The sequence below is a fragment of the Halofilum ochraceum genome (assembly GCF_001614315.2).
Lineage (GTDB): Bacteria > Pseudomonadota > Gammaproteobacteria > XJ16 > Halofilaceae > Halofilum > Halofilum ochraceum.
In genome coordinates this window covers 1-10,878 of sequence record NZ_LVEG02000028.1, presented here as the reverse complement: position 1 = coordinate 10,878, position 10,878 = coordinate 1, and the positions used below count along the sequence as shown (strand labels likewise).

Genomic DNA, 10,878 nt, shown 5'->3' with positions numbered 1-10,878 from the left:
TGGCGGTCACGCCAGAGTGTGGACCCTCGGGCGCAGAGTGTGTGCGGACGTGTGGTCGCGCGCAGCGCGTCCACCGGCCGTGCACACGTCCCGAAGGGCTGTGCCCGAAGTCCACACGGCGGCAGTCCCAGGCCGTTCGAGGCTCCGCCTCGAGCTCCGCGGTTCGCCAGCGGGTCGAACCCTGCGCCCGGTGGGGCGCAGGGTTCCTCGGTAGCGTGGGATCGTCGGCTCCATCAAGCCGCTACGGTCGGAACCCACGGACGGCCTGCCGGCCGTCTGCGGGGCCCCACGACCTCCGGGCTTGATTGCTCCTCCTCGTGTGTAGCGGCGGGGTTTTAACCGACCCTTGGAGCGGAGCCAGTGCCGAGTCGACCGCGCGCGAGTCAGTCTGCGGCGCGCCGCTAATGCGCCGGCGGATCTCTTCGACATGACTCGGGTTGTCCGGGTCGAAATCGACGCCAAATGCCCGCTGGATCGCGCGGTTGCATTCGTAATGCTCGATCGAGATCACTCGATCCGTCTGCTCGAAGAAGAAACTGTCTGCCGGGTCTGCCATATCCCCTCCAGTTAGCTGTGAATGGCGTTTGGGGGAAGCCGACTTCCCCCCTTTCTTGGTCCGAGATCGGCCCCCATAGACGGGTTGCAGCGGGCCGGTTATTCCGGGGGCCTGCTCGAGCGCACGGGTTCTCCGGTCGCATCGGTGACCAGGCGATCGATCTCCGCGCGCAGCGCCGTCGCTGCGAGGTGGCGCTGGGATTTGATGTGCCTGTTCTCTGCAAGCCATTTAAGCGCAGCCCGGTAGTCCTCGGGCAGCGGCGCGAGGACATTGCGCTCGATGTCCAGGCGGAGCGCGGGGTCGCGCCAGGGCAGGTCGCCGGTTTCTGCCGGCGACGGCCGGCTCGCCATATCCGCGCCGCCGGCGAAGGCCGCAATCGCCTGGGGATCCGGGGCCTGCTGGTTACGTCGCTTCGGCATAGGTCTCCCCCCACGCGTCTTTATACAGAGTTTGGAGTTCGTCGATCGCGCGCTGGTCCGGACGCGGCGTCTCGAGGATCGACAGGCCGTCCTCGGCGCTGCGGCGCCAGGTCACGCGCTCGCGGATCAGCGATCGTGTGAGCATGAATTGCGGGTAGTCACCGACGAAATCGCGAGCTTCCCTCCATTCGCGCATCGTCGGGTGCGTGGGAACGCGCGTGAGCACGACCCAGGAGTCGAAGTGGATGCCACGGTTTTGCGCCTCGTCGACGATTGGCGCCAAGACGTCGAGCGTCTCGAGGTCGAACTGGCTCGCTTGCAGCGGCACGAGAAACAGGTCGCTGACGCTGACGGCTTGGCGGAGCTCGTGCGTGTCGCGGCCGCCGGAGTCGACCACCAGGTCGTATTCCTCGCCGAGCTCGTAGAGCGTGCGCCAGATGCCGTCGCCGGTGAGATGGCGCGCGGGCACCGGCCGCGCGTCGCCGTGTTCGTCCGCGCGAATGCGCGACCAGCGCACGCTGGTCTGCTGGTGATCGGTGTCGATCAGCATGACCGGACGGCCCGCGCGAGCGCGCATCGTGGCGAGGTTGACCGCGAGCGTGCTCTTGCCCGTGCCGCCCTTGGTCCCGCCGAGTGTGATGACCATCGATCCCTCCCATTCTCGGGTCGAGTTATATAATAGCATAATATTTAATACTGTAAAATACTATATAATATAACTTCTTCTTTCTGTATTGTGTATTGTATTACGTATCGTATTTTGATATTATACAAAATACACAATACAGGAGTAGGACCATGAGTCGCACCGGGATCACTTACGACGACGTCGCCGCGGCTGCTGATGCCCTCGTTTCCGAGGGCGAGCGCCCGGCGATCGAGCGCATTCGCACACGTCTCGGCACCGGTAGCCCGAATACGATCCATAAGCACCTGCGGAGCTGGCGCGAAAGCCAGGCACCGGCCGAGCGCCCAGCGCCTCAACTGTCGCAAGAGCTGGCTGGTGAGATCTCGAAAGAGATCGAGCGCCAGGCGGCCGCCGCTCGCTCCGAAGCAGAGGCAGCGGCCCAAGAAGCCCGGGCAGAGGCCGATTCGCTGGCGGAATCAGGGGAGCAGCTGGAGAAGGAGCGCGATGAAGCGCTCGAGGCCGCGGCCGCGCGCGAGTCCGAGCGTGACGATGCGCTTGCCCGGGCCGAGCACGCTGATTCAGAGCTCGAGCGGGTTCGTGGTGAGCTCGATCGCGAGCGCCAGGCCGGTGAGCAGGCGCGCGCTGAGCTCGCGGAGGCTCGGAACCGGATCCAGACGCTTGAAGAGCAGCGCGACGAGATCCGCAGCGAGCGTGATCAGGCCCGCAGCGAACTGGAGACCATGCGCGGTGAGCGCGACGCCGCATCGCGCGAGCAGGCGCGGCTCGAGGATCGAGTGAGCGCGCTGCAGGAGCAGCGCGATGATTTGAAAACTGAGGTTTCCAGTCTGCGGGAGAACTTGGAGTCAGTTCGCGGTGAGCGTGACACCGCGGCCCGCGAGCAAGCGCGGCTGCAAGAGCAGGTGGCGGCAAAAGAAGAGGCGCGCTCGACCGAGCGCGAACGGAGGGAAGCGGCTGAAGCGCGCGCAGAGCGGGCAGACGCCCGTGCCGAGCGGGCTGAATCGCGGCTGCTAAAGGCCGATGAAGGTGAGGCCAGCAAAAGTCCTACTGGCGAGTGACCCGGGTTTTCCTGTGCACGGGCATCGTCTATAGTGATTGTGAGTCATGCGTTTGTAAGCAAGTCGTGCCCATGTCTGACACTGCCACCCCTTCGGGGTGCAGCGTCGACAAGGGCAGACTTGCCAGAGGGGGCTACGCCCCCTCGTGGACTCCCCCAAAGGAGCGCGGATCGTGGCGGATAAATCGGAGCGCCTCACATTGAGATTGTCGCCGGCCGACGCCGCGGCCGTGCGCGCAGCCGCGGAGGAAGACGGGTGCAGCGTTAGTGAGTGCGTGCGCGCGAGGGTCGCGAGCCGGCGGCCGCGGCCGCGTCGCAGCGCCAGCGAATCGGAGCGCGCGGAGCTCGCGCGGCTGCGTGGTGAGCTGGGGAAGCTCGGGAGCAATCTGAACCAGATCGCCCGCGTTGCGAATGAAACCGGCCGCGTTGATTGGTCTACGTTGGCAGGGCTGCGCGAGCAGTTCGAGTCACTTGCTTCCGAGATCAGCGACGCGCTCCCGGATCGGTCATGATTATCAAGTCCAGTTGTCGCGACTCCCGGGGTCTCGGCGCTCACCTTGAGGCCGAGGAAAACGAGATCGCACGCCTGACACAGACCGAAGGTGTTTTGAGTCTCGATACCGAGTCGGCCGTGACCGAGCTCGTGGAGCAGGGTGCCGGCAGCCGGACGCGCTCACCGCTCGTACACGCGTCGATATCCCCCCAGCGACCGATGACAGATGAGCAGTGGGAGCGCGCCTGGGATGAGTGGGAGCGCGCGCGCGGGCTTCAGGGACAGGCCTTCGTCGAGGTGGAGCATCGCAAAAAAGGCCGGTCGCACCGGCACCGGGTCTACTCCCGCGTCGACCTCGAGCGCCAGTCCGTCATCAAGCAGTCGCACGAGAAGCGCATCAACGAGAGGGTGGCCAGGAGCCTCGAGATCGAGTTCGAACATGATCTCGTGCCTGGTCGACACAACCGCGCGGTTCAACGCTGGGCGGAGGAAAACGGCCGGCCTGATCTCGCCGCCGGCGTCGCTGCGGCCGCGGACCGCCCGCGGCCGCGGGCGCAGCTCAGCCACAACGACTGGCAACAACAGGAAAGAACCGGCGTCGACCTAGAGGCCGTTACAGATGCGGCGTTCGACGCCTGGCGTCGGTCCGACTCGCTTGATGCACTCGAGTCAGCCTTGGGCGAGCACGGTCTCGCGCTCGCGGCCGGGCGCAAGACGGCACAGCTGGTCGACCAGGCGGGCGAGTGCCATGACCTGCGGCGGACGCTCACAAAAAGGGATCGCGGTATCCGCGCCGCGGACGTCAAGTCGCGTGCACCGATGGATCAGCTGGCCCCAGTGCACGAGGTTTCCGAGTCCCAGCGAGCCGCCGGCAGGACGCCGGCGGCCGCCCATGCCGATGTTGTCCAGGGACCGGACGGCCAACCGGTGAATGTGACACAGACCGAGCAGACCCCGGCCGACCCAGTCGCGGCCGAGGAGACTTCCACCCCGGGGCGGGCTGATCGTGTCCTTGGCCGACCAATGGGCTCGGATGACGAGGCGGCCGAGCTCCAGTCGCGGCTGGACGAGATCGACCAGGAGCTCGAGCGCGTGCCCGCGCCGCCTGATCGCGAGCAGGTGCGGGCAGACGCGACCGCGCATGCACAGAGAGAGTGCCGGATCCGGCTCAAGTCCACGGGCGAGGACACGACGCTCGATGAGCTCGATGACCACGCTGCGGACCTGCGTTCGAAAGCGACGAAGGCGCGTGAGGGCGCGGAGGATATGCCGCGCTGGCGCTTTATCGAGCGGATCCGTGCGAGTCGCCGCGCACGGGCCGCAGAGCTCAGGGCCGATCGCGCGGAGCAGAAAGCAGTGAAAGCGCGTGAGTTCGTTGAGCAGACACCGGAGCTCTGGAAGTCGGACGTCGACGACGCGCTCGCGCGACACGACGAGCGCGTCGAGCGGCGGCAGCGGCTCGAGCACGAGCACGAGCGCGACGAGCTCGCGCAGCGGGTTGAGTGCCTCAAGTCGGATCCGAGGGCTGAGCACCTGCATGACATGCAGGCGAGGGATCGGCTTTCACCCGGCCCCGACGACGATGAACCTGATACCGGGCCTAGGATGTAGCTCTTGTCGCAACCCCTTGTTGAGATGATGTCGGGTCAGTGGATCCTCGCCTCCGCGGCCCCTTAGGATCGGGTCGCCGGAACCTCGCACCCCATTACGTCGCCGCACGGCTCCCGCGCCCCTTCCCTGAAGTGCAGTAGAGCCTATTTTCTCGGTGATCCTTCTATGGGATGGTTCCTCTGTCGATCATATTCCCTGGGGGTGTACATGGCACGAGCGACTCTTTTGGTTCTCTGCGCTCTCCTTTTGGGAGGGTGCGCCAGCTTTCCCCAATCCACTCCGACGACTCCTGATACCGCTGCTGATCCCGACGACGCGACTGCGCCGGACGTGTATCTTGATGTAACGAGTCGCGTTTCTACTCCGGTCCGAGACGAGTCTATCTCGGCCCTTAAAGCGTCTTTGAAGGACGCCGAGGCGGTGTCTCAATTCACTGATGATCCATCCCAGGCCGATCGGATCCTCGATGTCCGTCTCGAGAAGAAGCCCAGGAGTCCAGCTAGCGCTATCGGCCCGGTTATAACAGGTTTTTCGTATTTTCTGATCCCGACCTATTCGACTATCGGCTGGACCATGGAAATCCATGGCCGGACACAGGACGGCGATACATTCGTGGCGACCGATACATCCGGCTCTATGCGTTTCTGGCTCGGGATCTGGCTAATTCCGGCGATGCCCGGGAATTCCCCTACCGAAATCCGCGGGCAGGTACTTTCCGCGATGGCTGACGATGCAGTTGCCCAACTCACGCGCAGTGATCGTTACTTCCTCAATTGATGGCTTTGTGTTTTGCGGGCATTCTTTAGCGTCCCCCGGAGAAACCGGTGGCCGTTCCCGGAGCCGCGTGGGCGTTTGCAGCCAGTCGCACGCACGCGGATCGGCTAGCCCTTAAACCCCCTAATAAACGCTTAGACCGAGAGTGTCGCAGCGCTGATTGGTAGCGTAACGGCCAGACTCACTGGGGTCTAAAGAGACAGGAGCGAACTGTCCGTTGCTAAGGATCATTCCAATAAAGGGAGTCGCCCCAGAGTATCCCCCCATGCGGTTCTTGGCGTTAACCATTCCACACACATAGATAGAGCCGTCGTTTTTTGCTCCGGCCACCATGTTGCCGAATCGCGCTGACTCTGGATCCACGAGAGCGTCTCGGACGCCTGCTTTGATCGCTTTTACCTGCTGGTCGGTGAGCTCTATCCGTTGATCTACTGATTCGGTGGAAGCCGTGTTTGTACCGGTTGCGCAGCCCGCCAGTAGCGCAAGCGACGCTACGACGGCAGGCAGAATTATCTTATTCTTCAGCATATCGCCCTCCTATGGACGCCTTTTTATTTCCACTTAAAAGTGTCCGACCACTATAAGCTCATAGGGCGGAGCTCAGGCTGATCGCTTAATTCTGTAAGGACCTTGCCGGCTCCGAGGTTCGACTCGATCGTGGGTTATATATCTCAGTACCGAGCTATGAACACACCTACTCTTGGGGCAGCCGCTGACCAACCATGACTAACCACAAAACCCAGCTTCCGGCTGCCTGCAAATAGTGCTCTGCGTTACTCGGTCCATCGCCGTTAAACGTGTTGAATATACAAAAGAGGAGTAGCGCAGCAAGCGAGGCATCGCCTGGCATTGGGGGGTTGTTTGTCCGAGAGAAAGAGTTCTCAAAAACTTGGGCGATCACGAGCACCAAAAGACCGACGCCAAGGCCGACAAAAAATGGTCCTATTAGGTCCTCCAATTCCGCGTCCTTCTTGCTAGATCGGCTGCGTGCACACACCTGCTAATCAGGCCAAATAGCGTGCCGTGGGAGCCTCTACCCGGAGTTTTCAGCCCCGCGGGCACGGATACCATTCTGTCAGGGTGTGCGCGGACCCCATATCACCACCCTAGCGCCGGCCAAAAATTGTCCAACCCCTATTAGCCCGTAGGGCGGACTTGGAGATCGTCGATCTTGGCGCGGCTGCGGCCAGAAAATTCCTTCTTATTTGGTCTCATCGTTTTCCGGCCCTGTCTAAATAATTGTATCGCCTAGCAGACAGTCCTGTCCGGCCTTCGCCCTAGGCGGTCCCGTTGATTCCACCCACGAATAAGACAGCTAGAAGGAGGTGATGATTCGATGACATTAATATTTACAGGGAAAGTTTCCATTGAAATTATTCTGCTAATCCTGATCGTCCTGCGTCGGTAAGTGGCCATTGGTAGAGCGCCGTGACGGCCTTCAGCAAAAGACTGAAGGACTTCACTCCGCAAGGCGCGTATCGAATGGTACCGAGGCCACGATCTCGATCGATACCTCGGCCATGCGCGGATGAGCCGGGTTGATGACGATATTGCGCGAGCAGGGCAGCAGTACGGATGGGACATCCAGCAGCAGGCTCCGGTCGCTCGCCAGCCAGCGTGAGCCCGTTTCCGCGGGCTCATGCACCATCTGCTCGATCCGGTGGATACTGTCGCCGGGTACGTCAGCGGTGGCCAGCACAAAGTCGGTCGGGGCGACATCGGGATCGATGCGTTTGTGGACCATAATCTCGAGTGCGCACAGAGCCGGGTGCTCGGCGTAGTACAGCGCCCGCTCGCCCTTGTGGTTCCACCGGCCGCCGGCCAGCCGGGCGCCTTCGCCCGTCCGGTCCTGCGCGTGCTCGCGGCGGCAGATCCGGTAGACCCGCATCTATGCCGGAACGCCATGCTCGAGCTGCGTCAGGACCTCATCGACGAGCCGCGCTCCGTAGGAGTGTTCCAGCATCTCCTCGGGTGTGCGCTCATCCGGCATCTGGGGGTTGGTCCGCTTCATCCACCGCTCGGCGCGATCGCTGTCGCCGAACACGGTGGCCGCGTGTGCATAGACCTCGGCGATGCGCATGATGCGATCGGACTGCTCGGTCGAGAGCCTCTGGTCGCTCTTGCGTTTGGACTGGAGCGTACTGCGGGGGATAAAACGCCCGAACCCCTTGACGGTCATGTGGGTGCGCTGGCGCAACGATTCCGCCGTGTCGACCGACAATCCCGCCTCCACGAACGCGGCCAAGGACGCCCCCTTCATCGAGGACCAGCGCACTCGAACCTGTGGCGCCTTTGGGCCCTTTCTCGGCGTGGAGTCATCGGTGCCGAGATAGAACGCCAGCCACTGCTCGCGCTCGCGCTGGGTGGAGTTTTCCACGGATCCGCTTTCACTGGATGTCATGGGGGATTATCCGTGTGTGACGATTTCGTCGCTATTATAAGCCGAAATCGGCCTATGCGTCCACGCGCCGGTAGCCGCGGTTAGCCGAGCTCGCGTGCTCGGTTAAGGGGGGCACACTACCCTCGCGATCTTCGGAGGCGGGGTCGGGTTGCTTGAGCGCGGCATCCCGGTTTTCATCGGGGCCTGCCGCTGGATCTGCTTATAGAGGTTAGCCGGTACGGGAGCATTCAGGTGCTTGTGGCCGGTCGCCCGGCACGCCCCCTGATACTGCAGAGTAGCCGAGGGCCAGACGTCCAGGATCACGTCCTGGGACCACTCCTTGAATTGGCCGGCCTGTCCCGAGCAAGGGGGGATTTTCCCTGGGACTGGTGATATATCGCTAGGATTATTACGGTCGCCCAATACGCGGCAATGTAGGAGATATTTGTGTCCGCGCTAAAGGAGCCTGATACGGCGACTGTGGCCATCACGACAATGATGGCCTTCCGCCGGAAACTGCGGGCCCGGGCGGTTGAACCCGTTACAAGGCCTTCAAGGAGGTAGTGCAGAAGAAGGCTGAATATCAGCATCCCCGCTAATCCGCCGATGAACTCAGCCATTGGGAGCTCCGGGCTTACTCGCAGATCGATTCACAGGGTACGCCGTCGTTGTCCCCGTCGAGCGATTCTTGTCCGCACTGAGTGAGCCGGAATCGGGCCTCTTGGCAACTCCCGATCTGCCCACAATTCGGGGAGGAAGAGCACGAGTATTCCGCGCCGTCCCCTTCGCATAATGGCCCCCACAAACCCTCGCACTGGTCCCTGGCCCTCTGCTCTAAGGAGCTGTAAATCGACTCACGAATAGCGTCGCCTTCTGTGTAGGCCCTAGCATAGCCTTGTTTAAGGAGCTGTCGGCCAATGAGCACGCCGTCTTCTGTGTAAATGTAGGCGAGCAACCTGCCGAAGGACCCGCGCCGCCCTTCGTTCGAGTCGAATTCAAGGAATATGTGCGCCCCTTCGGGGATCACTTGCCCCAGCCAGTCGGCCGCTCGATTCCCCCATTCCCGGAGATGGGCTTCAGTGAGCGCGTTGTCGTACTCAGAGGGGGTGTTCGAGCCGCTCGTCTCGGGGGTGTCGACGCCTACCAGCCGGACGGTATCGGCATCACCGTCTATCGAGACGTCGACCGTGTCCCCGTCGACAATCTTGGTCACTCGTGCGCTAGTGAAGGCCGACGTGTCGAACGTCCGAGGATTCTCGAGCAGCCCGTCGGAACCCGAGCCACCCGACCCCGAGCCGCCGGACCCCGAGCCGCCACACGCCGTCAGGGCAAGGATGCAGGCTAGTGTTGCCGCGTAGTTGGCTCTCATATCGCCCTCTCGGCTTCTGCGGCACCGTTGATTTTACGTTTCCTCGATTATGCGCGGCCGACCCCATTTTTCCGCAGGGGGTTGTGGTTAACAATGGGGTGGGTTTAACCTCGGAAGTGGATTCTCCGAGGAGCAATCTCCGTGGATAACATCGACCGCCTCCAGCAGCCCCAGCTCGATGCTCTTGTGGCCGCCGGTTCGATCCGCAGTGTGACGGTCGAGCGCGCGCCTGGCGAGGGATGGGCCGTGCGCGTGCGCTACGGGATGCGAGAAGCCGTTATGGCCTCGCAGCACCGCCCAGTCCGGATCTGGCGGAGTCTCGATACGATCGGTGAATGGATGGAAAAAAGAGGGATCGGACATTGGGAGGTGCGCGCCGGGTAAATAGCGCACCCAGAAACGAGCGAGGCCTAGGAGCGGCAACTCCTAGGCCTCGGAGGGAGTTTCTTTTGGCACCGAAACTATCCCGTGTACGGGAGTATTTTAGTCCCCCGTGCACGAGCGATCAACAATGGGCGATCGAGCGTGTGCGGGGGGGGCATGCCCTCACCTGACGCCCCCGCCCAGCTGGACCTCTTCCGGGAGCGTCTCCCGCGGAAGCCGTACTGCTCGGATAATGCCACGGCATCTATGATCCGAACGACGGCTCACGCGGTGCGTCAGCGCTATATCCAGCACAACCCGCCACACCTGATTTGCTGGCTCATTTTCGACCTCGATCACCGAAACGCCTTCCATCAGTGGTCCGACGCGGGTTTGCCGCCTCCGGCATGGATCGCGCTCAACAAAGACGACGACGCCGAGGTCGACAGCGACGGCATCCCGTACATGCCGGGGCACGTTGCTTATGGTATCCGTGCCCCGGTCGCGCGCTCTGACGCGGCGCGCACCCAGCCGATCCGCTACGCGGCGGCTATCGAGCACGCGTATCGCGTCCGGCTGCAGAGTGATGAAGGGTACGCGGGCCTTATCACCAAGAACCCACTACACCAGGACTGGGATGTCTGGACGCCCGCGAATAGCGACGGCATCTATGAGCTCGCCGAGCTCGCCGAGGGGGTTCCCCATTTACCCAGCGCGAAAGAGCTTCAGGAGCAGAACAAAGGGAAGACCCACGGGCTCGGCCGGAACTGCCGGCTGTTCGACGATCTCCGGGGTTGGGCCTACCGCGAGATCCGCAAGTATTGGCGACCCGGCGGCGTGAATGCCTGGCATGAAGCGGTGTTGCGCAAAGCCGAGCGTCTGAACAATTTCCCCGAGCCGCTGCCTTTCAGCGAGGTCAAAGCGACCGCAAAGAGCGTCGCGAAATGGACGTGGCGCAATCTGACGCCGCAGGGCCTCGAGGACCTGATCGCGCGCACCCACACCCCTGAGCTGCAATCGGCCCGAGGCCAGCAAAAGGGCAAGAAGAAACGCGATGCCCACATCGAGCAAGTGCTGCAGATGAAGGCTCAGGGCTACTCCCACCGGCAGATCGGACTCGCCGTCGATGTGCGCCACCAAACGATCGGAAACTGGCTCAAAAGCGAGGGTGGTTAAAAGCCTATATCAGATAACAGCCCTCGGGGCCCGG

14 protein-coding genes are annotated in these 10,878 nt (G+C 62.6%); 7 read left to right on the top strand and 7 right to left on the bottom strand.

What is annotated here, in order from left to right:
• Positions 1-427: 427 nt before the first annotated feature.
• Positions 428-571 carry a hypothetical protein gene (locus A0W70_RS17045; RefSeq protein WP_175443143.1) on the top strand — a complete coding sequence of 48 codons (144 nt, stop codon included), beginning with the start codon at positions 428-430 and terminating at the stop codon, positions 569-571.
• Positions 572-654: 83 nt separating this feature from the next.
• On the opposite strand, the gene A0W70_RS16260 is transcribed toward A0W70_RS17045, so the two are convergent.
• Together A0W70_RS16260 and A0W70_RS16255 are read right to left on the bottom strand one after the other, a co-directional pair.
• On the bottom strand, positions 655-975 hold the full coding sequence (locus A0W70_RS16260; RefSeq protein WP_067564336.1) for a hypothetical protein: 321 nt from the start codon (positions 973-975) through the stop codon (positions 655-657).
• A complete protein-coding gene (locus A0W70_RS16255; protein WP_067564332.1) occupies positions 959-1,621 on the bottom strand; it encodes a division plane positioning ATPase MipZ in 663 nt (220 codons plus the stop codon). The genes A0W70_RS16260 and A0W70_RS16255 overlap by 17 nt, the downstream gene beginning before the upstream one ends.
• Before the next feature lie 152 nt (positions 1,622-1,773).
• On the opposite strand from A0W70_RS16255, the gene A0W70_RS16250 reads away from it, so the two are divergent.
• From A0W70_RS16250 to A0W70_RS16235, 4 genes are all read left to right on the top strand, one after another.
• The gene (locus A0W70_RS16250; RefSeq protein ID WP_067564329.1) at positions 1,774-2,679 is read left to right on the top strand and encodes a DNA-binding protein; all 906 of its coding nucleotides are present in this window, start codon (positions 1,774-1,776) and stop codon (positions 2,677-2,679) included.
• Positions 2,680-2,851: 172 nt separating this feature from the next.
• Positions 2,852-3,190: a plasmid mobilization protein gene (locus A0W70_RS16245; RefSeq protein WP_067564325.1), complete on the top strand. Its 339-nt coding sequence runs from the start codon at positions 2,852-2,854 to the stop codon at positions 3,188-3,190.
• Positions 3,187-4,782 carry a relaxase/mobilization nuclease domain-containing protein gene (locus tag A0W70_RS16240; protein WP_067564322.1) on the top strand — a complete coding sequence of 532 codons (1,596 nt, stop codon included), beginning with the start codon at positions 3,187-3,189 and terminating at the stop codon, positions 4,780-4,782. Before A0W70_RS16245 ends, A0W70_RS16240 begins: the two co-directional genes overlap by 4 nt.
• Positions 4,783-4,989: 207 nt before the next feature.
• On the top strand, positions 4,990-5,559 hold the full coding sequence (locus A0W70_RS16235) for a hypothetical protein (RefSeq protein ID WP_139150921.1): 570 nt from the start codon (positions 4,990-4,992) through the stop codon (positions 5,557-5,559).
• Between the two features lie 120 nt (positions 5,560-5,679).
• On the opposite strand, the gene A0W70_RS16895 is transcribed toward A0W70_RS16235, so the two are convergent.
• The 5 genes from A0W70_RS16895 to A0W70_RS17235 form a co-directional block, all read right to left on the bottom strand.
• On the bottom strand, positions 5,680-6,084 hold the full coding sequence (locus A0W70_RS16895) for a hypothetical protein (protein ID WP_139150920.1): 405 nt from the start codon (positions 6,082-6,084) through the stop codon (positions 5,680-5,682).
• A 931-nt stretch (positions 6,085-7,015) separates the two neighbouring features.
• Positions 7,016-7,444, bottom strand: a complete 429-nt coding sequence (locus tag A0W70_RS16230) for an RES family NAD+ phosphorylase (protein ID WP_067564316.1) — start codon at positions 7,442-7,444, stop codon at positions 7,016-7,018.
• Entirely contained in the window at positions 7,445-7,957 is a 513-nt protein-coding gene (parS, locus tag A0W70_RS16225; RefSeq protein ID WP_067564312.1) for a type II RES/Xre toxin-antitoxin system antitoxin, read from the bottom strand.
• A 299-nt stretch (positions 7,958-8,256) separates the two neighbouring features.
• A complete protein-coding gene (locus tag A0W70_RS16220; protein ID WP_067564309.1) occupies positions 8,257-8,556 on the bottom strand; it encodes a hypothetical protein in 300 nt (99 codons plus the stop codon).
• Between the two features lie 14 nt (positions 8,557-8,570).
• Positions 8,571-9,305, bottom strand: a complete 735-nt coding sequence (locus tag A0W70_RS17235; RefSeq protein WP_067564306.1) for a thermonuclease family protein — start codon at positions 9,303-9,305, stop codon at positions 8,571-8,573.
• 141 nt (positions 9,306-9,446) lie between these two features.
• Between A0W70_RS17235 and A0W70_RS16210 the strand changes: the two genes are divergently transcribed.
• Positions 9,447-9,689: a hypothetical protein gene (locus A0W70_RS16210; RefSeq protein ID WP_067564302.1), complete on the top strand. Its 243-nt coding sequence runs from the start codon at positions 9,447-9,449 to the stop codon at positions 9,687-9,689.
• Positions 9,690-9,935: 246 nt separating this feature from the next.
• A complete protein-coding gene (locus A0W70_RS16205) occupies positions 9,936-10,844 on the top strand; it encodes a replication initiation protein (RefSeq protein WP_067564299.1) in 909 nt (302 codons plus the stop codon).
• The last annotated feature ends 34 nt before the right edge of the window (positions 10,845-10,878 follow it).